Here is a 25,561-nt window from a genome sequence, read left to right on the forward strand (position 1 = left end):
GTGAGCCGACGCGCGCCGCATCCGGCGCGCCCGGCGTCCAACGGTACGGCACGGCCGGGTGGCGGAGCACACTCGGCCGTGATGGCGTGCGACTAGTTGAGGCGCACCGGGTTGACGATGTCGGCGGCCATCACCAGGACGGTGAAGCAGATGAACACCCCGGCGACCACGTAGGCCAGCGGCATCAGCCGGGCCACGTCGAAGGGTCCGGGGTCGGGGCGGCGCAGCACCCGGGCGACGCCGCGGCGCAGCGACTCCCACAGGGCGCCGGCGATGTGGCCGCCGTCCAGCGGGAGCAGCGGCAGCATGTTGAACAGGAACAGCATCAGGTTGATGCCGGCCAGCAGTTGGACGAAGAAGGCGAGTTGCTGGGTGGCGGGCAGGTCCATCGCGAACACGTCGCCGCCCAGCCGGGCGGCGCCGACCATGCCGATCGGCGAGTCGGTGTCGCGCGGGGTGCCGTCGACCACGGCGTGCCACAGGCCGGGGATCTTGCCGGGCAGCTGGGCCAGCGACTCGACGCTGTGCCGGGCCATCGAGTCCATCTGGTCGACGCTCTCGCCCAGCGACAGGTGGTGCACGCCGGTGGCGGGGGTGATGCCGAGGAAGCCGGCGGTGACGGTCTGTCCCTTGATCGGGGTGCCGTCCTTCTCCTGCGCCTGCAGCGTGTTGGTGGTGATGTCGGCGGTCAGCGTGCCGGGGCTGCCGTCCTTGTGCCGGACCTCGATGGCGACCTGCTTGCCCGCCGAGTCGCGGATCAGGCCGGACAGCTGCGGGTAGTCGTGGATCGGCACCCCGCCGAAGGTCAGCACGGTGTCACCGGCCCGCAGGCCCGCCAGGTTGGCCGGGGACTTCGGGTCCTCGGGCTTGCAGGTGTCGGTCTTCGCGCTGACCGGCACCACGCAGTCGCTGACCGACCGCACGGTGGGCACCGACTGCTGGATGCCGATGCCCATGAACAGCGTCAGGAACAGGCCGATCGACAGGATCAGGTTCATGCCCGGGCCGGCGAACATCACGATGACGCGCTTCCACGGCTTGCGGGTGTAGAACAGCCGGGTCTCGTCGCCGGGCTGGACCTCCTCGTACGAGGCCGAGCGGGCGTCCTCGATCATCGAGCGCCAGGGCGAGCTGGAACGTTTCGTTATCCGGCCGTCGGCGCCGGGCGGGAACATGCCGATCATCCGGATGTAGCCGCCGAACGGGATCGCCTTCAGGCCGTACTCGGTCTCGCCGCGTTTGGTCGACCAGATGGTCTTGCCGAAGCCGACCATGTACTGCGGCACCCGGATGCCGAACAGCTTCGCGGTGGAGAGGTGGCCGAGCTCGTGCCAGGCGATCGAGAACAACAACCCGACCACGAAGATCAGGACGCCCAGCACCCACATCAGCTTGTCCACCGCGTCGCCTCCGTCGTCCTACCGCTTAGCCGGCCGCCAGTTCGCGGGCCCGGGTCCGGGCCCACCGCTCCGCGTGGAGTACGTCCTCCACCGTGAGCGAAGTTCCCGAGTCGGGGGTGCCGTGTTCGGCGACCACCTTCGCCACAGTGTCCACGATTCCGGTGAAAGGGAGCGCGCCCTTCAGGAAAGCGTCCACACATTCCTCATTGGCGGCGTTGAAGACCGCCGGGGCGGTCCCGCCGAGCGTACCGACCTCGCGGGCCAGTTCGACGGCCGGGAAGGCCTGGTTGTCCAGCGGGAAGAACTCCCAGGTCGCGGCCTTGGTCCAGTCGCAGCCGGGGGCGGCGTCCGGCACCCGCTCGGGCCAGCCGAGGCCCAGCGCGATCGGCATCCGCATGTCCGGCGGGCTGGCCTGGGCCAGCGTCGAACCGTCGACGAATTCCACCATCGAATGAACGACCGACTGCGGGTGGACCACCACCTCGATCCGGTCGAACGGCACGTCGTACAGCAGGTGCGCCTCGATCACCTCGAGGCCCTTGTTCACCAGGGTCGCCGAGTTGATCGTCACCACCGGGCCCATCGCCCAGGTCGGGTGCGCCAGCGCGTCGGACGGCGTGACGCCGCCCAGCTGCTCGCGGGTGCGGTTGCGGAACGGGCCGCCGCTGGCGGTCACCACCAGCTTGCGGACCTCCGGGCGGGTGCCGCCGGCCAGGGCCTGGAACAGCGCGGCGTGCTCGGAGTCCACCGGCACGATCTGGCCGGGCCGCGCCACCGCCTTCACCAGCGGGCCGCCGACGATCAGCGACTCCTTGTTGGCCAGCACCAGCACCCGGCCGGCCCGCAGCGCGGCCAGCGTCGGCGCCAGACCGATCGAGCCGGTGATGCCGTTCAGCACCGAGTGGCACTCCGTCGCGGCCAGCTCGGTCGCCGCGTCCGGGCCCACCAGCACCTGCGGCAGCGGGGCGCCCTGCGCCTTGGCCGCCAGGGCCTCGCGCAGCGGCCGCTCGGCGGCCGGGTCGGCCACCGCGACGGTGTGCACGCCCAGCGCGACGGCCTGCTCGGCGAGCAGCTCCACCCGGCCGCCGGCCGCGGACAGCGCGACCACCTTGAACCGGCCGGGGTTGCGGAGCACCACGTCGATGGCCTGGGTGCCGATCGAACCGGTCGAACCGAGAATGACCAACTCCCGCGGCCCGTCCGGGTCGGCGACGGTCGGGGTGAAGCGCAGCTGCGGATGGGCAAGCGAGTTCATGCCCCCCATTGTGTCCTGTGCTACGCCGTGGTCACCGCCATGCCCAGAGCTTCCCGACGGCCTCGCCGTCCGCCGAGGTCTCCCACTCGAACACGCCCGCGACACCGCGCAGCGCGGCGAATTCCGGCGAGTCGGTCTCGTAGACGATCGAGCCGCGGAAGCTGTTGCCGCCGCTCTCGGTGAACGTGCCGACGCCTTGGCCGTGCCAGCTCGCGTGCGCCCCGCCCGGGCCCATCAGCACGCCCTGACCGCCGCCCTCCAGGGTGCCGTCGGCGCGCAGCCGCGACGTGTAGGTGCCCAGGTCCCGGACCTGGACGCCGAGCAGGGTGCCGCTCGCCGCGAACGAGGACTCCACCGTGGGCGGCAGCCCGTGCTCGCTCGCCAGCACCCGCTGACCGGTGATCCGGCCCTGTTCCTCACCAATGAGATCGCCCAGCATGACGGGACCTCCTTCCTTCCTGCCTCCCGGACTACGCCCGGCCCCGGGGGGTGTCAAGGCAGGCCGACGCCCCGCCACCGCTGGTGCGGTGACGGGGCGTCAGGAGGGTTGCTCAGAGGTCCAGGCCGGTCAGCACCAGGACCTTCTCGACGGTGAAGTCGTCCATCGCGTAGCGGACGCCCTCGCGGCCCACGCCGGAGGCCTTCACGCCGCCGTACGGCATCTGGTCGGCACGGTAGGACGGCGCGTCGCCGATCACCACGCCGCCGACCTCCAGCTCGCGGTGGGCGCGGAAGGCGGTCTGCACGTCGTGCGTGAAGACACCCGCCTGCAGGCCGAAGTCGGAGTCGTTGACCATCGCGAAGGCCTCCTCGGTGGAGGACACCTTGTGCAGCGACAGCACCGGGCCGAACACCTCGGACTTCGCCAGGATGGCGTTCTCGGGCAGCTCGGCAAGCACGGTCGGCGCGAAGGCCGCGCCGTCCCGCTTGCCGCCGGTGAGCACCTTGGCGCCCTTGGCGACGGCGTCCTCGACCCAGGACTCGACGCGCTTGGCGGCGTTCTCGTCCACCAGCGGGCCCACGTCGGTGGCCTCGTCGCGCGGGTCACCGGTGACCTGCGCCTGCACCTTGGCGACGACCTTCTCGACCAGGCGGTCGTAGACGGTCGCGTCGGCGATCACCCGCTGCACCGAGATGCAGGACTGGCCGCCCTGGTAGTTCGCGAACAGCGCGATCCGGCTCGCGGCCCAGTCCAGGTCCGCCTCGGAGCTCCAGTCCGCCAGCACCACGGCCGCGGCGTTGCCGCCGAGCTCCAGGGTGACGTGCTTGCGCGGCACCGAGTCCATGATCTGGTAGCCGACCTTGTCCGAACCGGTGAACGAGATCACCGGCAGGCGCTTGTCCTGCACCAGCGCGGGCATCTTCGCGTTCTCGACCGGCAGGATGCTCCAGGAGCCCGCCGGCAGGTCCGTCTCGGCCAGGATCTCGCCCAGCACCATGGCGGAGAGCGGGGTGGCCGGAGCGGGCTTCAGGATGATCGGCGCGCCGACCGCGATCGCCGGGGCCAGCTTGTGGGCCACCAGGTTCAGCGGGAAGTTGAACGGCGCGATGCCCAGCACCACACCGCGCGGGAAGCGGCGCACCAGCGCGTAGCGGCCGGTGCCGCCCGGGTCGGTGTCCAGGCGCATGGTCTCGCCGTTGGTGCGGCGGGCCTCCTCGGCGGCCCAGCGGAACACCGACACGGCACGGCCCATCTCGCCGCGCGCCCACTTGATCGGCTTGCCGTTCTCGGCGGTGATCAGCTGGGCGATCTCCTCGGTGCGCTCCGTCAGCCGCTTGGCGACGTGGTCCAGCGCGGCCGCGCGGACGTGCGCGGGGGTCGCGGTGAACACCGGAACCGCGGCGGCGGCGGCCGCGACGGCCTCCTCCACCTGCGCGTCGGTCGGCACGCTGACCTTCGCCACCAGGCTGTTGTCGTGCGGGTGACGGACCTCGAAGTCCGTCTCGCCACTCGCCCGCTGCCCGGCCAGCCAGAACTCGTACGTGGTGGTCACGGTCGCACCGGCCCCTTCCCTCGAAGACTTCGCTTTCCCGTTCACGGTAGGCGGAGGGGCGCGGCTTTCCGATTGGACGGACGGGTGGAAAGCACCCGTCCGATTTCTACGGACAGGACAGGCCCGTCCGGGGCGGGGCTCAGTCCTCGCCCGCCCGCAGCGCCAGCCACAGCTCCATCCGGACGTCCGTGTCGTCCAGCGAGCGGCCCAGCAGCTCCTCGACCCGGCGCATCCGGTAGCGCAGCGTGTGCCGGTGCACGCCGAGGTCGGCGGCGGCGGCGTCCCACTGGCCGTGCCGGGACAGCCAGGCCCGCAGCGAGGCCACCAGGTCGCCCCGGGCGGTGCGGTCGTGCTCGCGCAGCGGGCGCAGCAGGCCCTCGGCGAACGCGGTGACGGCCTCCTCGCCGAGCAGCGGGAGCAGCGAGCCGGCGCCGACCTCCTCGTGGTCCACGGTGCGGCGGCCGCCGCGCTGGGCGACCGCCAGGGCGCGCTCGGCCTGGGCGTGCGCGGTGCCGGCGTCCTCCAGGGCGGCGGGGGCGGAGACGCCCAGCGCCAGACTCTCGTGCTCCTCGACGGCGCCGAGGCAGGCCCGATGGACCGAGCCGTTGTCGATGGCGAGCACCATCAGGCGCGGCCCGTGGGCGCCGTCCTCGCGGGCCACCAGCAGCTTCTCGCCGACCTTGCCGCCGGCCTGCTCGGCGCGGTCACCGAGCTCGCCGAGCGCCTCCGCGGCCTCGGGGCCGGGCCCGGCGGCGGCCACCAACACCCGGACGGTGCCCTCGGGCAGGCCGCCGAACAGCCCCGCGGCGACCTGCCGGGCGGTGCCGACCTCGCCGGCCAGCACCATCCGCAGCAGCGCCGCGCCCATCTTCTCCTCGGCCTGCCGCAGCTCGCGGGAGCGCTCCAGGGTGAGGGTGAGCAGCGCGACGGCGGCGTTCAGCACGTACCGCTCGGTCGGGGTGATGCGGTCCTCGGTGCCGACCGCGAGGAAGCCGCGCGGGCGGCGGTCCGCGCCCAGCGACTGCACCACCACGTAGTCCTCGTCGGCGGTGTCGATGGTGCCGGCCCGGCCCTGCAGCGCGGCGCTGGACGGCGCGGGGCGGCGGCGCAGCCGGTCCACCTCGGCGGCCAGCCGGCCGGCCCGGCGGGCGGCCCAGTCCGGGGCGACCGCGGACAGCGCGCCGGACCCGTCGTACAGCGCGGCCCAGCCGCCCAGCCGGGCGGCCAGCCGGCGGACGATCGCGGTGGTGCCGTCCTTGCCGAGCGCGGCCCGGGTCAGCTCCTCCTGCGCCTCGAAACTGGTGGTGACGGCCTCGTACTGCTCGGCGGCGAGGGCGGCGGAGACGGCCTTGGAAATCGCGATGAACGGCGTCGCCTCGGGCACCCGCAGCAGCGGCAGCCCGCGCTGCGCCGCCGCGTCCACCAGGGCCTGCGGCACCTCGGTGTGCGAGAGGCCGACCCCCAGCCCGAGCCCGACCACGCCGGCATCCGCCAGCCGGTGCACGTAGGCCTGCAGCCCGGCGGAGCTCTTGCCGAGCTTGATGCCGGTGGTGAGGAGCAGCTCGCCGCCCTCGAGGAACGGGGTGGGGTCGTCCAGCTCGCTGGTGTGCACCCAGCGGACCGGGCGTTCCAGGTGGTCCGCGCCGGCCAGGACCGTCAGGTGGAGCGTGCTGGTACGGACGACGGAGGCGAGTGTGGGGGGCATGGCACCTTCGGTGGTTCGACCTGGTCGCGCCGTTGCGGCCGGGCGAGTGAGGGTTCTCCCCCCATTATGGACGCTCCGGACAAGCCGGAGTGCCGAAATCCGCCGGTCCGTACCTTCCGTAACCCAATACTGACCGCACTGCGACCGGCCCCTCGGAGTCCCCGCGTCTCAATGCCGGAGGTCGACCAGCAGCGGCGGCACCTGCTCCCCCGTCACCGAGGTCAGCGAGATCACCGCGTGCCCGGACGGCAGCGCGTGCGCCAGGTCGGACGGCGACCAGCGGTGCCGCTCGACGTCCCGGGTGGTGACCGACTCGGTCTGCGCGGTCGTCCCGGACAGCGCCTTGCGCACCAGTCGGCCGGCCCGGCGCATCGTGCCGCCGGAGGTGTCCGGCGTATGGGTGACGGCGGTCTCCCGGACCAGGTGGGTGCCCCAGGCCTCGGAGAACAGCCGGCCGTCCCAGGGCGCGATGCCGGGGAAGGCCATCCGGTTGCCGACCGCGCCGAACAGCGGCGCGCGCAGCGCCTCCGGCAGGTCCGACAGCGTGCGCAGCAGCAGCACCACACCGGCGTTCGCGCCGCGCAGCCGCTGGATGCCGCGGATCGTCTGCGCGTCCACGGCGGCGGTGGCGTCGTCCAGCACCAGCCCGGCGAACAGCTCCCGGTCGGCCCGGTCGGCGGCGGCCTGGGTGAACTGGCCGAGCAGCAGCCGCGACAGCATCCGGGCGGCCTCGGGGTGACTGCGCTCCGGCAGCTTCACCCGCACCCGCAGCGGGTGCTCCAGGGCGCGCATCGCGAACGCCGGCTTGGCGCCCGGACTGCCGGAGAAGCCGGCGGCCAGTGCGGGGCGGTCCAACAGCGCCAGCCGGTCGGCGAGCAGCGCGCCCGGGTCGTCCACCCGGCCGTGCATCCGCTCCCGCTGCTGCAGGTCCGCCTCGAACTCCGGCCGCCGGCCCGACTTCTGCAACTGCTCCGCGAGCTCCGCCCAGCCGTCCCGGTCACCGGCCAGCAGCCCGCGCAGCTCCCGCACCCCGGGGTAGCGGCCGTACGCCGCCCGGAACGGCCCGACCACCTGCTGCATCGACGTACGGGCGCTCTCCGCCCGCGACGCCAGCTCGTCCGGCAGCAGCGCGTCGGCCAGCCGCGCCGCCGCCTCGTCCGGGTTCGGCGCGGCACCGTACAGGTCCAGGCCGTACGGGGCGGACGGGTCGCCTGGGGCGATCACCACGTCGTACCAGTCGTCCGGGCCGAGGTCCGCGTCGGCCGCCCCGACCACCACCGCGCAGGCCGCCCCCGCCAGCGCCTGCAGGCACAGCGCCTCCGCCACCGGACGGGCCAGCGCCGCCGTCTTGCCGGTGCCGGCCGGGCCGACCGCGAGCAGCGAGGTACCGAGCAGCGCCGGGTCCAGCGCGAAGCCCGCGTTGCGGTGCGTGGCCGGGTTCTTCGGCACGTCCTGCGCGGTACCCAGCCGCACCTGGCGCACCAGCAGATCGTGCCGCGCGGCCCGCCCACCGGGCAGGTCGCGCTGCTCGGACGGGTGCGCGCAGGCGGCCGCGCCACGGCTGCCCACCTGCGCGGCGAACTCCTGCCGGCCGGCCGGGTCGGCTCCGACACTCCGCCAGGCCTGGTGCAGCCGCACGTAGTCCACGTCCCCCACCGGCTCGCTCTCCAGCCGCCGCACCACCTCCCCGGCCGGCCGCAGCTCGGCCCACACGTCCACCACGGGCGCCGCCTCGGGCTCGGGCGGGACGTCGGTGACGGTGCGGGAGACGAGAGGCATCAGGAAGCGTCGGCCGACCTCGCGCCAGCGGCCCATGCGGCCGAACACCCAGATCAGCAGGACTGCGGCGATCGCCCCGAGAAGCAGGGCGAGCGGGTTGGCGAGTGCGCTGGTGAGCTGCTGGCCGAGCCCGACCGCTTGGATCAGCAGCACCTCGAGTTCGACCACATACGGGTAGAGGATGGCAGCGATCACCAGGTTCAACGCCGCCCGCAGCAGCAGCGGCCCCACCGGGGTCTCGTTCTCGGTGGCGGTCCTGGGGTCGTAGGGCGTGTGGTGCTGCCGGTAGATGCCGGGCGGGGCCTGGGGGCGGGGGGCGGTGGCCCAGGTGGGGAGGTGGAAGGGGGCGCGGGGTGGCGGGAGGTGGGGGTGGGTGTATTGGGTTCGCGCGTCGTTCTGTTCCACTTCGGGGCCCTCCTACGTTGCCGGCGGTGCCCTACCCGCTCCGCCGTCCCACCCACACACCCGGGGCCAATCTAGTGGAGGGAGTGGGGGCGGGAGCCGATCTTCGGCCACTGGCCGCGCAGGACAATTCGTACAGCGCAGCAGTACCGAGTGGCGCATGCCCGCCGAACGGGGCCCGCCGTAGCCTGCGATTACCGCGCCTTGAGAACTTGGAGAACACAGATGAGCGCTGCAACGCCGCTCCCGCAGGAGCGCCGCCTGGTCACCGCGATCCCCGGCCCGAAGTCGCAGGAGCTGCAGTCTCGCAAGCTCGGCGCGGTGGCCGCGGGTGTGGGCACCACGCTGCCGGTGTACGTGTCGCGTGCCGGTGGCGGTGTGCTGGAGGACGTGGACGGCAACAGCCTGATCGACTTCGGTTCGGGCATCGCCGTCACCAACGTGGGCAACAGCGCCGCCGCTGTGGTGGAGAAGACCACCGAGCAGCTGGCCGCGTTCACCCACACCTGCTTCATGGTGACCCCGTACGAGGGTTACGTGGCGGTGGCCGAGCAGCTGAACGAGCTGACCCCGGGCGACCACGCGAAGAAGACCGCGCTGTTCAACTCCGGCTCCGAGGCCGTGGAGAACGCGGTGAAGATCGCCCGTGCCTACACCAAGCGTCAGGCGATCGTGGTGTTCGACCACGGTTACCACGGCCGCACCAACCTGACCCTGGCGCTGACGGCGAAGAACATGCCGTACAAGCAGGGCTTCGGTCCGTTCGCCCCCGAGGTCTACCGCGTGCCGGTGGCCTACCCGTACCGCTGGCTGACGGGCCCGGAGAACGCCGCGACCGAGGCTGCCAAGCAGGTCATCGACACGATCAACAAGCAGATCGGTGCCGAGAACGTCGCCGCGATCATCATCGAGCCGATCCAGGGCGAGGGCGGCTTCATCGAGCCGGCCAAGGGCTTCCTGCCGGCGATCGTGGAGTTCGCGAAGGCCAACGGCATCGTGTTCGTCGCGGACGAGATCCAGACCGGCTTCTGCCGCACCGGCCAGTGGTTCGCGTGCGAGGACGAGGGCATCGTCCCGGACCTGATCACCACCGCCAAGGGCATCGCCGGTGGTCTGCCGCTGTCGGCGCTGACCGGCCGCGCCGAGATCATGGACGCCGCGCAGACCGGTGGTCTGGGTGGCACCTACGGTGGTAACCCGGTGGCCTGTGCGGCCGCGCTGGGCGCCATCGAGACCATGAAGGAGCAGGACCTCAACGGCAAGGCGCAGCGGATCGGTGAGATCATGCTGGGCCGCCTGCGGGCGATGCAGGAGAAGTTCGAGATCATCGGTGAGGTCCGCGGCCGCGGCGCGATGATCGCCGTCGAGCTGGTGAAGCCGGGCGGCAAGGAGCCGAACGCGGAGGCCACCGCGGCCATCGCGAAGGCCTGCCACGCCGAGGGCCTGGTCGTGCTGACCGCCGGCACCTACGGCAACGTGCTGCGCTTCCTGCCGCCGCTGGTGATGCCGGAGCACCTGCTGAACGAGGGCCTGGACATCCTGGAGTCGGCCTTCGCGGGCGTCTGAGTCCCAGGTAGTACCCCCTGAGCGGCGCGGGGGCCGGACGGATGCGGATCCTGTCCGGCCCCCGCGCGTTCTGCTGTTCGACCCCTGGGTGGAGGTTGCCCCGCCGGTGGTGAAGATGCTGTGCACGAAAGCCCATCGGCCGTTGGCGCGCCCCGGCTTTGACGTACTGTCATCACAGATGGACAGCGAACCTCAACCACTGCCCACACCGTCGTCCGCCGTTGAGGCGGGCGCAAAGGACCGATCGACCGACCGTCCCGCCCACACCCCCCGGGCCGCACGGCGCGGCGATCGCCTTGGCCGCCCCGGAGCTCTCCCCCCTGCTCCGGGGCGGCCTGTTTTTGCTGTCCTGCCCATGACACTCGCGGTGCTGCTGGTGGTGATCTCCTGGCAGGTGGCGGTGGACGGCCCGCTGCTGGGGATCGATCCGGCGGTGCGGGACGCGGTTCGGCATCTCCGCCGTTCGCTGCGCTCCGCGCCGCTGAACCACCTGGGTGTGGCGCTGTCCGACCTGGGCGGCGGGGTGCCGGCCGTCCCGGTGCTGCTGGGCTGTGCGGGCCTGGCGGCCTGGCTGGCCCGGCGCGGCGGCCGGCCGCGTTGGTGGACGCCGGTGCCGGTGGCCGCGCTGGCGGCGGTGCTGATCCCGCTGCTGGTGGTGCCGGCCAAGGCCTGGTTCGCCCGGCCCGGCCCGTTCGGTGCGCCGCTCGCCCAGGGCCAGTGGGGCTGGTACCCGTCGGGACACACCGCGACCTCGGCGATCGCGTACGGGACGGCGGCGCTGCTGCTGGCCCGGGTGCTGCCCTCGCGGCGGGCCCGGCAGGTCGGGTGGGCCGCTGCGGCGCTCTGCCTGGGGGTGGGTGCCGGGCTGGTGTGGAGCGACTTCCACTGGCTGCTGGACGTGATCGCCAGCTGGTGCCTCTCGGGCCTGCCGCTGCTCGCCCTGCACCGGATGCTGCCGCGCCTGCTGCCCAGGGCTCCCGCCTGACACCACGTCGGTTCGCGGTCCGGTCCGGACCATTGACGGCCCCCCGGCTCGCGCGCACGCTGCAGCGCGGCAGAGCCGAGCGGGCGGCACTCGCGCGGGGCCGGTCAGCCCTCCTCGCCGGTCAGGCGCTGGACGGTGCCGGCCTCGCCGCCCTCGCGCCGCCAGGCGACCACCAGCTCGTCGCGGGTGCCGAAGCGGACCAGGTGGCGGCCGACCACGTCCTCCAGCTGGGGCAGGTTCTCCTCGGCGCCCTCGACGGCGAGCAGCAAGGCGCCGTCCTCGGCGGCGAGTTCGGCCCGACCGGCGCCGAAGACGAGCGAGCCGCGGCCGGTCTCCTCGGACCACTCGGCGGGGACCTTGCGGCCCATGTGGGCGGCCAGCTGCTTGGCGTAGCGGCCGGGGCGGTCGGTGGTGACACGGGCGGTGGAGCGGGCCATGGCGGAACTCCTCGATGCATAGTGACTTAGGCTGACCTAAGTTACTCGATTGCTGAGCCAAGCTCAACATATTTCGGGGATGGAACCTGCCGCCCTCCGGGCGGTGACGAGCCGACCGCTACCCTGTGCCCATGACCTCCCCCGGCCCGGCCGACACCGCCGCGGAACTCGCCGACGCCCTCACCCGGGCGATGAAGCGGATCCGCCGGCGGACCATGCAGCGGCTGGAGCCGTACGGCATCACCCCGGCCCAGGCCCGGGCGCTGCGCACGCTCGCCCACGCGCCCGGCTGCGAGAGCGCCGAGACCATGCGGCTGAGCGAGCTCGCCGAGCGTCTGCACATCGCGCCGCGTTCGGCGACCACCGTGGTCGACGCCCTGGAGGAGGCCGGCCTGGTCGCCCGCACCCCGGACCCGGCCGACCGCCGGGCGGTGCGCCTGGTCCTGACCGCCGCCGGGCACGGCGCACTGGAGCGGATCTCCCAGGTCCGGCACGAGGTCGCCCAGCAGTACTTCGGCCCGGTCAGCCCTACCGAGCAGGACGCCCTGCTGCGGGCGCTGCGTCACGCCGAGGAGGCGTACGAAACCGGGCCCAGGCCGTAGCGGGCACCGCCCCCAGCCCGATCCCCGCGATCACCAGCACCGTCGCCGCCCCCGCCAGCAGGCTGAACCGTTCCCCCAGCAGCAGCGCCGCCGAGGACATCCCGAACATCGGCACCAGCAGCGAGTACGGGGCGACCACCGAGGCGTCGTAGCGGCGCAGCAGGTGGCTCCAGGCGACGAAGCCGAGCAGCGTCGAGACCAGCCCGACGTACAGCACCACGCCGACGCCCGCCCAGCTGATGCCGCGCAGCGCGGCCCAGTCCGCGGCGGGGCCCTCGACCAGCAGGGACAGGCCGAGCAGCGGCAGCGGCGGCACCGCGGAGACCCACACCATCCAGCGCAGTGCGTCCGGCGGGGCGGCCTTGCGGGTCAGCACGTTGGCCAGGCCCCAGGCCGCCGCCGAGCCGATCAGCAGCGCGAAGGCGCCGACCGGGCCGTGCACGCCGCGATCGACGGCGGCCAGCGCGATGCCGGCGAAGGCCAGCGCCAGGCCGGCGGTCCGCACCAGGGCGGGCCGTTCGCGCAGCAGCGCGGCGGCGAACAGCGCGGTGAACCCGGCCTGGCCCTGCAGCACCAGCGAGGACAGTCCGGCCGGCATCCCGGCGTGCATGCCGAGGAACAGCAGCCCGAACTTCACCACGCCGAGCGTCACTCCGACCCCGAGCACCCAGCGCCACGCCACCCGGGGCGGGCCGACGAAGAACACCGCGGGCAGCGCCACCACGGTGAAGCGCAGCGCGCAGAACAGCAGCGGCGGGAAGTCGTGCAGGCCGACCTCGATCAGCACGAAGTTCAGGCCCCAGACGGCGGCGATCAGCACGGCCAGCGCGATGTGACGGGGCGCCATGGAGGCAGAAGGGGAGGGTGGCATGACTCCGAGGATCGCCCACGCGGAATGTTCAGCACCAGCGACAGTTTCTCAAGACCATCGTTTAGCATCGCTGCATGATGGATCTGGGACGCCTGCGCGCCCTGCACGCGGTCGCGGTGCACGGCTCGGTCGGCGGCGCCGCCGCGGCGCTCGGCTTCACCCCGTCCGCGATCTCCCAGCAGATCGCCAAACTCGAACGCGAGACCCGCACCGTCCTGCTGGAGCGCCACGGCCGGGGCATCCAACTCACGGACGCCGCACGCGGGTTGGCGGAGACCGCGCAGCGGGTGCTGGCGCTGGTCGAGCAGGCCGAGGTGACGCTGGAGGAGCAGCGCGGCCGGGCCACCGGGCGACTGCTGGTCGCCGCCTTCGCCACCGCCTCGCGCGGCCTGCTGCCCGGCGTGCTCGCCGAACTCCACGCCGACCACCCCGAGTTGGAGGTCAGGCTGCTGGAGAGCGACCCGTACCCGGCGGCCGAGCTGGTGGCCCGCGGCGAGGTGGACCTGGCGGTGGTGCAGGACTGGGTCTCCGTGCCACTGCCGGTGCAGGACGGCATCGACCGGCTCGACCTCGGCACCGACCCGGTCGATCTGCTGCTGCCCGCCGCCCACCCGCTGGCGGCCCTCCACGCCGTCCCGATGACGGAGCTGCGCGGGCAGCGCTGGACCAGCGTGCCGCCGGGCAACATCTGCCACGACTGGCTGCTGCACACCATGCGCGAGATCGGCGAGGAGCCGGACGTGCGGTACCAGGTCGGCGAGTTCGAGAGCCAGATCGCGCTGATCGCGGCCGGCCTCGGCCTCGGCCTGGTCCCCCGTCTGGGCCGCGGCCCGCTGCCGCCCGGGGTCGCTGCCCGCCCCGTCACCCCGCGGCCGTTCCGCCGGGTGTACGCCCTGTGGCGAGCGCAGACCTCGCGCCGCCCGGCCGTCACCGCCGCCCTGGACGCGCTGCGCCGACACTGGGCCGCCCTGGAGCTCTGAGCCGCAGATCAGGTCAGCCCGACCACCAGCCACATGAACCCGACGCCCAGCAGGGTGCAGACGAGGGTGGTGCGCGAGGGGTGCGGGCTGTGCGCCTCGGGCAGGATGTCGGAGGTCGCCAGGTACATCAGGAACCCGGCGAAGAACCCGAGGTACAGCCCGAGCAGATGCTCGGGGATGGTGAACAGCAGCGTGATCGCGGCGCCGGTGACGGGCGCGACGGCATCGGCGGTCAGCAGCGCGACGGCCCGCCGCCGGTTGTTCCCGTACAGCCGGGTGATCGTGTAGGTGTTGAAGCCGTCCGCGAAGTCGTGCGCGACGACGGCGACGGCGACCACCGCGCCGACCGTGGTGCCGGCCTGGAAGGCGGCGCCGATCGCGAAGCCGTCCATCATGCTGTGCAGCACCAGCGCGGACGCGGCGGCCAGCCCGACGCCCTGCTCGCGGTGCCGGTGCCCGGGCCCGTGGCCGTGTCCGTGTCCGTGGGCGTGGCTGTGTGCGGCGTACTCGCCCTCGTGGCCGCGGTGGATGGCGACGGCCCGCTCCACCACGTGGATCAGCAGGAAGCCGGCGGCGAACATCAGCAGCGCCTCGGGCACGCCGTGGAGCTTCTCGGGGGCCTGTTCCATCGCCTCGGGGAGCAGGTCGAAGGCGACCACGCCGAGCATCAGTCCGGCGGCGAAGCCGAGCACCAGGTGGCGGCGGTCGCCGGTGCGCTGCGCGACGAAGCCGCCGATCAGCGTCATCAGGAAGGCGCCCGCGGCGACCAGCACGGCGGTCAGTTTCGGCCTCCCCCGACTCGCGCCAGGGGCCGGACGGCTGCGCGGACCGCTGCCCACGGCTGCCCAGTCGTCCGGCCCGGGCCGGACGGCGCCGGGCCCTGGGGACCACTGTGCGGGCCGCTCCGCCGCCGCGCCGCCCGGCGGACCCGCCGGGGTGAGCGGCCGTCAGCCGTCCCCGGCGGCCCGGTAGACGGCGGCGAGCTGCGGGGCGCCCTGCTCGGCCCAGCCGGCGCCGAGGGCGGTGACGTCGAGCTCGAAGCCGGTGGCCAGCACCATCAGCGGGCGGCCGTCGGAGGCGAGCCGCCAGGCCGAGCCGGGGATCCGGCGGCGGATCACCGTGCCGAGGTAGAGGCCGGCGTCGATGCCCAGCCACTGGGAGACCTGCGGGTCGTCGCGCCAGCGCGGCAGCAGTTGGTCGAGCGCGGTCAGCGAGTCGACGGTGTCGTCGAGTCGCACTCCGGCGGCGTCCGCGAGTTCGCGCAGCAGGCCGCACTCGGCGTACATCCCTGCCATCGCCTGTTCGCGGGCCTCGGCGGTGTGCCGTTCTGCGTTCTCGGCCGGGTGCCGGCCGGGCCGGCGGCCGAGGTGTCCGTTCTCCACGGCCCAAGCCTGTCACCTCGAACGGCGGAACGGGAGTACGCCGGACAGGACCCGCCGGGGTTTCCGGCGGGCCGTCAGCCGGCCAGTGGCAGCGCCAGGTGGGTGAGGGCGAGTTCGCGGATGCCCTGGCCGTCGACCAGGTGGATCCGCTGGTGGCGCTCCTCGCTGGTCAGGTCCACCGCCTCGTCGGTGAACTGACCGCAGGTCATCCGCAGGCCCCGGTCGGCGCCCTCCTCGCGGACGGCCTCGGACAGGGTGGCGATCTCCTCGGCGGTGACGGGCGCGGGGCCCCGGGAGGCCCACACCACCCAGCGTCCGGGCAGCCGGCTGCCGGGCCGGCCTTCGGCGGTGGCGACCAGTCCGGCCGGGCCGCGCAGCCGCACGCTCCAGTCCTCCAGGCCGCCCGCGGTGAGCACCGCCCTGACCAGCACGGCGAATTCGCCGGGCGAGAGTTCGCCGAGCGCCGGTACCGCCGCGTCGGCGGTACCCCAGGGCACCACCGCCTCGTCCGCGTACGGGTCGGGGGTGATCACGGCGGCCAGTGCGCGCAGCCGCAGCAGCGACTCGTCGTGCTCGGCGTCCGCGTACACGCCGTCGTCGCCGAGGTGCCCGGAGTCGGGGACCAGCCGGGTGCGGGCCAGCGCGTCGCGGTCGGCGTCCACGCTGAGCAGGCAGCGCGGGGGCCGGCCGGGCAGTCGCAGCCAGCCGTTCAACACGACACCGGCCAGCACGTCGTCGGTGTCGACGGCGTCGGCGGCCTGGAGTGCGCGCAGCGCGAGGCGGGCGGCCAGCCGCAGGTAGTCCGCGCGGATGTCGGCGTCGGGGCGGTGGACCGGCTCGACGGTGCCGTCCTCGGCGAGCCGGTAGCCGGACAGCGCGGGGACGGTGTCCAGCGGCGGCAGGTCGAGGTCGAGGACGGCGGTGCGGGTGAGCGCCCGGAACACCGCGTGGCAGGGGGCCGGCAGGTCGCGGGTGGAGCCCTCGGCGGCGGCCAGGGCGCGTTCCAGCAGCGATTCGACGGCGGCCGGTTCGGCCTGCCGGTAGGCGCGGCGGCACTCCTCCAGGCTGTCGTTGTACTCCTGGACGGCCCGGGCCCGGGCCTGTTCGGCCTCCTCATGGGCCTGCCGGGCGGCGACCGCGCCGCTGTCGGCCAGGTCGGCCTGCCGGGTGCGCCACTCGCGCAGCGCGCGCTGGTGGCGCAGCCGGGCCTGGGCGAGTTCGCGCTGGTAGCCGGAGTCGAGCAGGCGGCGCGAACGGGGCTGGTCGGGGTCGGTGTCGGCGGGCTCCGGCGGGGCGAAGTCGGCCCAGGCGGGCTCGGGTTCGGCGTCCGGCGCGGCCTCCGGGTACGGCTTGGGGCGGTAACTGCGCAGCTGGCTCTCGAAGTCCATCGCGGAGACCGGCTGGGCGGCCCGGCGCAGCAGGTCGGCGAGGCGCTCGTGGTCGGCCTGCACGGCGAGGGTGCGGTGGTGGGTGAGCGCGGCGGCCCGGCCGTGCGCGGCGACCGGGTCGGCTGCCTCACCCGGCTCGTGAACGGCCCCCGGCGCGGGAACGGCGCCCGGCGCGGGGACGGCGGCGGGTTCGGGGACGGCGGCGGGTTCGGGGACGGCGGCGGGTTCCGGTGCCGCTGCGACGACGGGCTGGGGTGCGGGGACGACGGGCACGGGCGGCTCGTCCTCGTCGGCGCCGAGTTCGCGGAACAGCGAGGCGAGGAACCCGGGCTGGAGCACCGAGGCGGTGCCGTCGGCGCGGCCCTCGGATGGATGCTGCATCGGCGGTCGTTCCCCCTGCTCGTCCGGCGCACGTCGGAGGGCCGCCGTCGGCGGGGCCCGATCAGCATTGTCCCCCGTCCGGCGCTCCGGGTCAGCCAACCTCTGGGGTTTGGCCGACCGTTGACGCGGGATCAGCCGCCCGCACCCGCTCCGGACGGGGGCGAAGCGGGATCGGCCCCGGGAAGCCGGATCGGGCGCGGCGGGTCGGGCGGGTCGGGCGGGTCAGTTGGTGCGGGTGTTGGTCAGGTGCAGTCCGATGTAGCCGACGTAGATCCGGCCACTGCCGGAACAGTCGTCCAGGTAGTGCACCCGGGGTGCGGTGCCACCGCCGCCGATCCGCAGGTGGGCGCCCATGAAGGCGCGGCAGGAGGAGTCGACGACGGCGGGGACCGGCAGCATCCGCTGGCGCTTCCACTTGCCGTGGCTGGCGACGGTCCGGGACTCGCCGCGCACCGCCTTGCGCGGCGGGAAGCGGTGGCAGCCGGGCGGGGTGTGCTCGCACCACTGCTTGAAGTCGCCGCCGGCCTCGCCGCGCACGGCGGCGTCCGCGTACTCCTGGAGCGCGGTCAGGCCGTCCCAGGTGAGCCGGGCCCAGCCGGGGCCGTCGGCCTGGCCGTCCAGGGCGAGGGTCTCCTTGCTGTCGCCGGTGAACTCCAGCAACGGGAACTCGCCGAAACGGTCGACCAGTTCGCCGAAGCTGACCGGGTCGGTGCCGCACCGGGGGCGGCGCGGTGGGCGGGGCTGCTCGACCCGCAGACGACAGCGTTCCAGCCGGACCGCCGGGTGGGCGGGGCGCTCGGGGGCCTTGCGCGCCTCGGGCGGCAGCCACAGCTGCGGTACCGCGTCCAGCGGGGCGGGGAGCGCGAGTTCGGCGGCCACCCGGCGCGGCTCGCGGGCCAGCAGGGCGGCGGCACGGCGCAGGTTCTCGTCGATCCGCTGGCGCGGCAGGACGGGGTGCCGGGCGGCGTCGGCGCGGGACGCCGGGTCGACCTCGGGCAGGAAGGTGCGGACGGCGCCGCCGTACACCTTGTGGTACTCCAGGGCCAGGTTGAACCGCGGCAGCGCGGTGTGCCCGAGCACGTACATCGAGGCCAGGCCCGGGAGTTGACGCAGCAGCGGGCCGAGCACCTGTTCCTGCCACTGCTCGACCGGCGCGGCGGGCGGCACGCTGGCCACCACGGTCGGCAACTGCCGTTCCGGGTCGCACAGTTCATCGATCAGGTCGTCCAGGTCGGCCGGCCCGAGCAGCCGCGGGGCGACCGCCAGCGGCACCGGGCCCTCGGTGGCGTCCAGCAGCGGCAGCAGCCGGCGGACGAGTTCCGGGACGGGGACCCGGCCGTGACCGGCCAACGCGGGCCCGGCGGACAGGTGTTCGGCCTCGACGCGCAGCCGGGTCGGGCCGTCGGCGTCCTCGGCGGCGAGAGTGAAGGTCAGTTGGTCGGTACCGTGCGGAGCGGGGGTGCGCAGCCGGCGGCGGCTGTAGCGGGCTTCGGGGCCGCGACCGGGCAGCGGTCCGCCGTCGCGGTCCAGCAGCACCCGGTCGCCGAGCCGTAGTCGCTCCGGCGGGGCCCCGTGGTCGCGGGGCGGGGGCTCGTCGTGGCCTTCCGCCTTCAGCCAGGCGGCGAGCAGGTGGTCGACGAGGGCGATCGTGTCGTGGTGCGGGCGGGGTGTCGCGGCCGTCAGCCGATAGGGCGGCTGGGCGTGGTCGGTGGGCATACGCGGAACCTCCCGAGGTACGGTGCTGCGGTCTGCGAGTCCTCCTTCCGATGCCGTGCCGGACCGTGGTGTCCTGTCCAGGAGACGAAGTGACCCGGAGCGGAAGTTCCTTCTTCCGTCCCGTTTCCTTCGTTCGAGTGTCATCGGACGGCAACCGGAACTCCGCCCGCGCCGCCTCTGCTACCTGCCCGCCCGCGGTTGCCGCGGTCTTCTCGACGGCCGTACCGGGCCTGGAAATTGGCCGAAAACCGCCCGCGGTTCGAGCCCCCGCCGTGCGCCCTGACCGCGCAGGCCGCTCGGACCTCTCAGATCTCTCGGACCCCTCAGACCCTCCGGTCTCTCAGACCTCGACCTCGACGAAGGTCCGCCCGGCGGACTGCGCGCTCGCCGAACCGCCGGTCGCCTCGGCCAGCCAGGTGTGGAACTCCGTCACCTCCGGCTCGGGGACGCCGACTTCGATCCGCACCCCGTCCGCCAGGTACTCCAGCCCCGCCACCGTGTATCCGGCCGCCCGCAGGTCGTTCTCCAGCCGCCCGGCCCGGGTGTGGTCCGCGGCCACCGACAGCAGCGCGACCGGCCGCCGCTCCAGCAGCCCGATCTCGTCCAGCGCCTCCGACACCGCCGACCCGTACGCCCGGACCAGGCCGCCCGCGCCCAGCTTGATCCCGCCGAAGTACCGGGTCACCACCGCGACGGTGTCGGTCACCCCGCGCCGCCGCAGCACCTCCAGCATCGGCACCCCCGCCGTCCCGGCCGGCTCCCCGTCGTCACTGGAGCGCTCGCGCGGCTGCTCCTCCCCCACCACGAACGCCGTGCAGTTGTGCCGGGCGTCCCAGTACTGCTTGCGGATCGCCGCGATGAACGCCTGCGCCGCATCCTCGTCCGCGACCCGGGCCAGGTGGCAGATGAACCGGGACTTCTTGATCTCCAACTCGTGGCTGCCATCGCCCCGGACGGTCAGGTACGGCTTCGGGCTCGGCTCGGCCATGACGCTGGTGTTCTCCGCTGTCGCTCTCCACCCGGCGCCGCCTCGAACAGCGACCACCGGTCTCGCCGTCCAGCCTAGGGCCTGTCCGGATCACGCGGGGCCGTGCCTGCTCGGCGGCCCGCCAGGGCGTGCAGGGCGACGCGGTCCAGGCCGGTGCGGGCGGTGATCTCGGCGGGGTCGAGGGCGCCGCAGTCCAGACCGCGCAGCAGCTGGCCGCTGAGGGCGCGGGCGGTGGCGGGTTCGTCCAGCACCGCGCCGCCGGACTTGGCGAGGTACCCGGCGAGCCGGGCACACGCCGCGTCCAGGCCCTCCCGGTGGAAGGCGTACACGGCGGCGTAGCGGGTGGGCAGTTGGGCGGGGTGCAGGTCCCAGCCCTGGTAGTAGGCGCGGGTCAGCGCTCGGCGGACCAGGCCGTGGTGCAGCCGCCAGGCGGCGTGCACCTGCTCGGCGGGGCCGGTGGGGAGCACGTTGGTGGAACCGTCGGAGAGCCGGACGCCGGTGCCGGCCGCGGCGACCTGCATGACGGCCTTGGCGTGGTCGGCGACCGGGTGGTCCGGGCTCTGCTGCGCCGCGCCGACTCCGCAGGCGGCGCTGTAGTCGAAGGTGCCGTAGTGCAGCCCGGTGGCCCGGCCCTCGGCGGCCTCGATCAGCAGGGCGACGGTGGCCCGGCCGTCCGGGCCGAGAATGGCCTGGGTGGTCTCGATCTGGATCTCGAACCCGAGCCGCCCGGCGGGCAGCCCCGCCCGCCGTTCGAAATCCGCCAACAGCCGCGCCAGCGCGGTGACCTGCGCGGCGTGGCTGACCTTCGGCAGGGTGAGCTGCAGGCCGTCGGGCAGCCCGCCCTCGGCCAGCAGGGTGCCGAGGAACACCTCCAGGGTGCGGATGCCGCGGGCCCGGACGGCGGCCTCCAGGCACTTGGCCCGGATGCCGATGTACGGCGGTGCGCTGCCGTCGGCCACCGTCGCGGCCACCAGTTTCGCCGCCCGCACCGCCGCGGCGTCCTCCTCGGCGTCGGGGCGCGGCCCGTAGCCGTCCTCGAAGTCGATCCGCAGGTCCTCGATCGGCTCGCGCGCCAGCTTGGCCCGCACCCGGGCGTGCACCTCCGCGAGCAGCGCGTCGTCGGCCACGCCGAGTGCCCGCGCCAGCCGGGCGGGCGTCCCGGCGTGCCGGTCGAACACGTCGAGCGCCTGCGCACCCCACTCGCGGACGGTGTGCGCCCCGTACGCGTCGGCCGGCACGTACACGGTGTGGACGGGCTGCCGGCCGGGCCGCTCGCCCGGGTACGGCCTGAGCGGGCTGCGGCATCCGGGGCTCCTTCACTCACCGCACGGCTCAACGAAACGGTCCGGCGAAGGTAGTGCGGCCCCGTAGAGGCGTCAATGGCCACCTGCCGGGAGAACCGGCGGGTGGCCATGGCATGAGGTGCGGTGCGGCGACGAGTTGGGACGGCGCCGGCACCGCACGGATTACTCCCGGCCCGACTCCATGTACCGCTCCTGGAGCTGGTCCCAGATCTTCGCGACGTCCTTCACCGCCACGCCCCCGTCCGGGCGCGAACCCGGGACGCCGCGCTGCGACAGGTACTCGGCGAAGCGGCGCTCGTCGGGGTGGCGCTGGTTCTCCTCCATGTAGCCGACCAGCGCGGCGAAGCACTCGTCCGCGTCCAGCGGCTCCGCCCCTCCTGCGAACGGACGGCGCGCCGGAACCTCCGCGCCCGCACCCTCGTCGAAGGGCAGCGTCTCCGCCTCCATCATCGCGTCCAGCCGCAGCGGTCGGACGCCCAGCCGGATCGGCTCGGCCTCCTGGTCCTGCGCCGGCTGACGGCCGCTCGGGTCCACCGGAACCGGCTGCGGCTGCTGCGGCGCCTGCGCGGACTGCGGCCCGTACGGCCCCTGCGGACGGACCGGGCCGCGCCCGTTCGCCGCCACCCGCTCCTGCTCCGCCCCGGCCGGACGGTAGCCCTCGTCGTAGCCGGACTGCGCCGGGTAGCCCTGCTCGTCGTAACCCTGGTCCGCGTAGTCCTGCTCCGGGTAGTCCTGCTCCGGGTACCCGTCGGCCGGCTGGTAACCCGACTGCGGACGCCCCTGCTCCACCGCGTCCTGCGGACGCGGGGCCTTGAACCACGGCGACGCCTGGCCCGGCACCCGCGCGGTGTGCACCTGGTCGGGCTCCGCCAGGTGCGAGCGCACCGGACGGGCCGTCCACACGTTCAGCTCCGCGGACCGGTCCACCACCGGCGCGGCCTGCGCCGCCTCCGGGTCCTGCTGGTCCCGCAGCCGCACCGCGGCCAGCTTCGCCAGCGTCGGCACCGCGACCGCCGCCGACACCGGCGGCACCGCCGACTGCGAGGACGCCTGCTGCGGCTGAGGCTTCGGCTGCGCGGCAGCGGGCGCGGCAGCAGGCGCGGGCGCGGGCGCGGCGGCAGCCTGGCCCTGGTCCGGCGCCGCCGCACCGATCGCCGCTGGCTGACCCTGCGTCACCTGACCGGCAGCCGGCACCGAACGGTCCGCCTGCACCGTCTCCTCGGCCTCGACCGCCGCGCCGCCGTGCACCTGGAGCGGGCCGTCGATCCGGTCCAGGATCGTCGGGTCCAGCGGCACACCGTACTTCGCCAGCTTCAACGGCAGCAGCGCCTGGAACGGCGCCGACCGCCGCCAGCCCCGCCCGTACCGGAACCGCAGCTGCGCGCGGTACACCAGCCGGTTCTGCTCCAGCCGCACCGTCTCGTCGTACGAGCGCAGCTCCCACAGCTTCATCCGCCGCCACAGCCGGAACGTCGGCACCGGCGACAGCACCCAGCGCATCAGCCGCACCGACTCCATGTGCCGGTCCGCGGTGATCGCCGCGATCCGCCCCACCGCGTGCCGGGACGCCTCGACCACCACCACGAACAGCACCGGGATCACCGCGTGCATCGCCATGCCCAGCGCGTCGCCCCAGGACGCCGCCGCGTTGAACGCGATGGTCGCCGCCGTCAGCAGCCACGCCGTCTGCCGCAGCAGCGGGAACGGGATCCGCAGCCAGGTCAGCACCAGGTCCAGCGAGAGCAGCACCACGATGCCCGCGTCGACGCCTATCGGAAACGCGTAGGCGAAGGCACCGAAGCCCTTGTCGATCGCCAAGTCCCGCACCGAGTTGTACGACCCCGCGAAACCGATGCCCGAGATCACACACGCGCCGACGGCCACCACGCCCAGCAGAGCACGGTGTGCGCGGGTAAGGGAAGGACGTGCCATTCGAATGATCAACCCCTGGGACTCGGCAGCTGCCGTAGGACCTGTAGCCGCCGAGTACACGTCCCCGCCCCGGGGCGCACGACCGCGGGACAACGCGGTACTGATGCGCCGTTGACAGACTCGGCCCACCGGATACTACTCGCACGGCCGTTCGCCCCTGCCGTCAGGCCGGACCGGCACCACTCCTCCACTGGTCCACACCATCGCGCACACCACTCCGCCGGATGCGCTACCCGGCGGCCGACCGCTCCGCCGCACCATTCAGGTACGCCAGCACGGCCAGCACCCGGCGGTTGCCGTCCTCCGTCGGTACCAGCTCCAACTTCCCGAAGATGTTGGCGATGTGCTTGGCCACCGCGCCGTCACTGATCGTCAGCCGCGCACCGATCGCCGAGTTCGAACAGCCCTCCGCCATCAGCCCCAGCACCTCCCGCTCGCGCGGCGACAGCCGCTGCAACGGCTCCGAACCCGCGTTGTGCTGCAACAGCCGGCCGATCACGTCCGGGTCCATCGCCGTCCCGCCGGCCGCCACCCGACGCACCGCGTCCACGAACTGGTCCGCGTTGAACACCCGGTCCTTCAGCAGATAGCCCACCCCGCCGGTGCCGTCCGCCAGCAACTCCCGCGCGTACAACTGCTGGACGTGCTGCGACAGCACCAGCACCGGCAGCCCCGGTATCTCCCGACGCGCCGCCAAGGCCGCCTGCAGCCCCTCGTCCGTCAGCGTCGGCGGCAGCCGGACGTCCACCACCGCGACGTCCGGCCGCTCCGACAGCAGCGCGGCCAGCAGATCGGGCCCGGTCTCCACAGCGGCCGCAATGGTGAACCCGTGGACCTCCAACAGCCGTGTCAGGCCTTGGCGAAGGAGGTAGAGATCCTCGGCGAGGACAACGCGCACGGCAGCTCCATCGTGATGGTGGTCGGCCCGCCCGCAGGACTGTCGAGCGAGATCACTCCGTCGAACGTACCCAACCGCTTCTCGATCCCCCGCAATCCACCGCCCGTCTCCATCCGCGCACCCCCGTGCCCGTCGTCCGTCACCACCACCCGCAGCCGGCCCGCCCGGTGCAGCACATCCACCCACACCTGCCGGGCCCGCGCGTGCTTCGCCGCATTCGCCAGCAGCTCACTGACACTGAAGTACACCGCCGTCTCCAACGACGCCTCCGGACGCCCCGACAGACTCACCGTCACCTCCGTCGGCACCACCGCCGTCAGCGCCAACTCCCGTACCGCATCGGGCAGTCCACGCTCCGCCAGCACCGGCGGATGAATGCCCCGGACCAGATCCCGCAGCTCCTGCAACGCCTTCGCCGAGGACTCCCGCGCCTCCGCCAGCAATTCCCGGGCCGCCGTCTGATCGCTCGTCATCAGGTGCTCGATCGTCCCCAGCGTCAGCCCGATCGCCACCAGCCGCGCCTGCGCCCCGTCGTGCAGATCCCGCTCGATCCGCCGCAACTCCGCCGCCTGGGCGTCCACCGCGTCGGCCCGGGTCTCCGTCAAATGAGCCACCCGCTCGGTCAGTTGGGCCCGACTCTGCTGCGGCCCGCCGCCCAGCACCCGGCACGCCAACTCGTTGTGCATCCGCACCGCCCACGGCATCGCGAGCAGGCCGGCCGCCGCGATGACGCCGCCGATGAGCGCGGAGAACAGCAGGTTCACCGTGTGGCTGTTGAGCCCGAAGAAGTGCCGCGAGTCGACCGTCGCCGAGGCCATGAACACCAGCCCGCCCCACACCAGCACCATCGGCACACCCAGCAGCACCACGACCCCCACCGGGTTCGCCAGCAGCCACAGCCCCTCCCGCTGCACCTGTCGATCCCGCACCGCCCACTGCACGAGCTGCACCAGCCGCGCCACCTCCAGCCTCCGGTGGTACGACACCCCCGTCCACCAGAACCCGCGCGCGTCCTGCTCCAACGCCTCCCGCGGCGAATACGCCACCCGCCAGGCCTCCCCCGACGACCGCTCCACCCGCTGCCGCGTCCACCCCGCACCGTGCCGCACGAACCAGTACAGCGCCGACGCCCCCACCACGATCGCACTGGGCGCGGCCACGAACGGCGCCAACGGCCCGCCGTCGAACAGCTGCACCGCAGCCAATGCCGTGAACACAGCCGCCAACACCGGGACCACCGGCCCCGCGACGGCCGCCGCCGCCATCACCAGGCCCTGCCCGAAGGCCCGCGTCCCCGCACCCGCCCGCTCCACCGCAACGGACCTGACGGCCCCACCGTCGAACCATGCTGTCGTCGCCAAGGCCTACTCCCCGAGAGTTGATCGCCGTCCCCAAGAACGCTCTCAGTCTCTCTCCGACCCCCAGGCCGGCACATTGGCCCAGCCACCCATCTTTCGGGTGGACCTAACACCACCCTGCCGGCTGGTGCCCGGTACCCGAAAATGCGAAAAAGCCCCCCGCCGTGAGGCGGGGGGCTTTCCCTGAAGAATTGTTCGGCGGCGTCCTACTCTCCCACAGGGTCCCCCCTGCAGTACC

The 25,561-nt window shown here is 73.8% G+C and carries 20 protein-coding genes and 1 pseudogene; 4 read left to right on the plus strand and 17 right to left on the minus strand.

Translation table 11 applies throughout. The annotated features are described in order from the left end of the window. Positions 1–92: 92 nt before the first annotated feature. The 6 genes from ACZ6R9_RS32815 to ACZ6R9_RS32840 all read right to left on the minus strand — a co-directional run bounded on the left by ACZ6R9_RS32815 (position 93) and on the right by ACZ6R9_RS32840 (position 8,538). The gene (locus tag ACZ6R9_RS32815) at positions 93–1,400 is read right to left on the minus strand and encodes a M50 family metallopeptidase (protein WP_380488302.1); all 1,308 of its coding nucleotides are present in this window, start codon (positions 1,398–1,400) and stop codon (positions 93–95) included. Between the two features lie 25 nt (positions 1,401–1,425). Beyond that, a complete protein-coding gene (gene dxr / locus ACZ6R9_RS32820) occupies positions 1,426–2,655 on the minus strand; it encodes a 1-deoxy-D-xylulose-5-phosphate reductoisomerase (RefSeq protein WP_465542339.1) in 1,230 nt (409 codons plus the stop codon). A 31-nt stretch (positions 2,656–2,686) separates the two neighbouring features. Further along, positions 2,687–3,094, minus strand: coding sequence for a hypothetical protein (locus tag ACZ6R9_RS32825; protein ID WP_380488300.1), 408 nt, complete (start codon positions 3,092–3,094; stop codon positions 2,687–2,689). Between the two features lie 112 nt (positions 3,095–3,206). Then, on the minus strand, positions 3,207–4,649 hold the full coding sequence (locus ACZ6R9_RS32830; RefSeq protein WP_380488299.1) for an aldehyde dehydrogenase family protein: 1,443 nt from the start codon (positions 4,647–4,649) through the stop codon (positions 3,207–3,209). 139 nt (positions 4,650–4,788) lie between these two features. Continuing rightward, positions 4,789–6,354 carry a PucR family transcriptional regulator gene (locus ACZ6R9_RS32835; protein ID WP_465542341.1) on the minus strand — a complete coding sequence of 522 codons (1,566 nt, stop codon included), beginning with the start codon at positions 6,352–6,354 and terminating at the stop codon, positions 4,789–4,791. Between the two features lie 168 nt (positions 6,355–6,522). Then, positions 6,523–8,538, minus strand: coding sequence for an ATP-binding protein (locus tag ACZ6R9_RS32840; RefSeq protein ID WP_465542343.1), 2,016 nt, complete (start codon positions 8,536–8,538; stop codon positions 6,523–6,525). Positions 8,539–8,760: 222 nt separating this feature from the next. Here ACZ6R9_RS32840 and gabT point away from each other — a divergent pair, with 222 nt between their 5' ends. Beyond that, positions 8,761–10,101 (plus strand): 4-aminobutyrate--2-oxoglutarate transaminase, encoded by a 1,341-nt coding sequence (gabT, locus tag ACZ6R9_RS32845; RefSeq protein WP_380488296.1) that lies wholly within the window; start codon positions 8,761–8,763, stop codon positions 10,099–10,101. Positions 10,102–10,456: 355 nt separating this feature from the next. Then, positions 10,457–11,086, plus strand: a complete 630-nt coding sequence (locus tag ACZ6R9_RS32850) for a phosphatase PAP2 family protein (RefSeq protein WP_465542345.1) — start codon at positions 10,457–10,459, stop codon at positions 11,084–11,086. Positions 11,087–11,190: 104 nt separating this feature from the next. Here ACZ6R9_RS32850 and ACZ6R9_RS32855 read toward each other — a convergent pair whose 3' ends face one another. Next, the gene (locus ACZ6R9_RS32855; protein ID WP_465542347.1) at positions 11,191–11,523 is read right to left on the minus strand and encodes a DUF2218 domain-containing protein; all 333 of its coding nucleotides are present in this window, start codon (positions 11,521–11,523) and stop codon (positions 11,191–11,193) included. Between the two features lie 131 nt (positions 11,524–11,654). On the opposite strand from ACZ6R9_RS32855, the gene ACZ6R9_RS32860 reads away from it, so the two are divergent. After that, positions 11,655–12,125: a MarR family winged helix-turn-helix transcriptional regulator gene (locus tag ACZ6R9_RS32860; protein ID WP_380488293.1), complete on the plus strand. Its 471-nt coding sequence runs from the start codon at positions 11,655–11,657 to the stop codon at positions 12,123–12,125. Here the strand turns inward: ACZ6R9_RS32860 and ACZ6R9_RS32865 are convergent. Further along, on the minus strand, positions 12,052–12,972 hold the full coding sequence (locus ACZ6R9_RS32865) for an EamA family transporter (RefSeq protein WP_465542350.1): 921 nt from the start codon (positions 12,970–12,972) through the stop codon (positions 12,052–12,054). The genes ACZ6R9_RS32860 and ACZ6R9_RS32865 overlap by 74 nt on opposite strands. A 98-nt stretch (positions 12,973–13,070) precedes the next feature. On the opposite strand from ACZ6R9_RS32865, the gene ACZ6R9_RS32870 reads away from it, so the two are divergent. Next, positions 13,071–13,976, plus strand: coding sequence for a LysR family transcriptional regulator (locus ACZ6R9_RS32870; RefSeq protein ID WP_465542352.1), 906 nt, complete (start codon positions 13,071–13,073; stop codon positions 13,974–13,976). A gap of 8 nt (positions 13,977–13,984) precedes the next feature. Here ACZ6R9_RS32870 and ACZ6R9_RS32875 read toward each other — a convergent pair whose 3' ends face one another. The 9 genes and pseudogenes from ACZ6R9_RS32875 to ACZ6R9_RS32915 all read right to left on the minus strand — a co-directional run bounded on the left by ACZ6R9_RS32875 (position 13,985) and on the right by ACZ6R9_RS32915 (position 25,326). Further along, a complete protein-coding gene (locus ACZ6R9_RS32875; protein WP_465542364.1) occupies positions 13,985–14,722 on the minus strand; it encodes a ZIP family metal transporter in 738 nt (245 codons plus the stop codon). 201 nt (positions 14,723–14,923) lie between these two features. After that, complete coding sequence (locus tag ACZ6R9_RS32880) at positions 14,924–15,358, minus strand: DUF6278 family protein (protein WP_465542353.1); 435 nt, start codon at positions 15,356–15,358, stop codon at positions 14,924–14,926. 74 nt (positions 15,359–15,432) lie between these two features. Continuing rightward, positions 15,433–17,127 carry a restriction endonuclease gene (locus tag ACZ6R9_RS32885; protein WP_465542355.1) on the minus strand — a complete coding sequence of 565 codons (1,695 nt, stop codon included), beginning with the start codon at positions 17,125–17,127 and terminating at the stop codon, positions 15,433–15,435. A gap of 222 nt (positions 17,128–17,349) precedes the next feature. After that, positions 17,350–18,843: a hypothetical protein gene (locus ACZ6R9_RS32890; protein ID WP_465542357.1), complete on the minus strand. Its 1,494-nt coding sequence runs from the start codon at positions 18,841–18,843 to the stop codon at positions 17,350–17,352. A gap of 340 nt (positions 18,844–19,183) precedes the next feature. Then, positions 19,184–19,831, minus strand: a complete 648-nt coding sequence (locus tag ACZ6R9_RS32895) for a YigZ family protein (RefSeq protein WP_380488287.1) — start codon at positions 19,829–19,831, stop codon at positions 19,184–19,186. Positions 19,832–19,905: 74 nt separating this feature from the next. After that, positions 19,906–21,120: pseudogene (locus ACZ6R9_RS32900) on the minus strand (DUF6986 family protein); the annotation flags it as partial. A gap of 177 nt (positions 21,121–21,297) precedes the next feature. After that, on the minus strand, positions 21,298–23,067 hold the full coding sequence (locus ACZ6R9_RS32905) for a DUF2637 domain-containing protein (protein ID WP_465542359.1): 1,770 nt from the start codon (positions 23,065–23,067) through the stop codon (positions 21,298–21,300). 229 nt (positions 23,068–23,296) lie between these two features. After that, positions 23,297–23,965 carry a response regulator transcription factor gene (locus ACZ6R9_RS32910; protein ID WP_380488284.1) on the minus strand — a complete coding sequence of 223 codons (669 nt, stop codon included), beginning with the start codon at positions 23,963–23,965 and terminating at the stop codon, positions 23,297–23,299. Continuing rightward, positions 23,917–25,326, minus strand: coding sequence for a sensor histidine kinase (locus ACZ6R9_RS32915; protein ID WP_465542361.1), 1,410 nt, complete (start codon positions 25,324–25,326; stop codon positions 23,917–23,919). The genes ACZ6R9_RS32910 and ACZ6R9_RS32915 overlap by 49 nt, the downstream gene beginning before the upstream one ends. Between the last annotated feature and the right edge of the window lie 235 nt (positions 25,327–25,561).

It is taken from the genome of Kitasatospora sp. NPDC048662 (genome assembly GCF_055587065.1).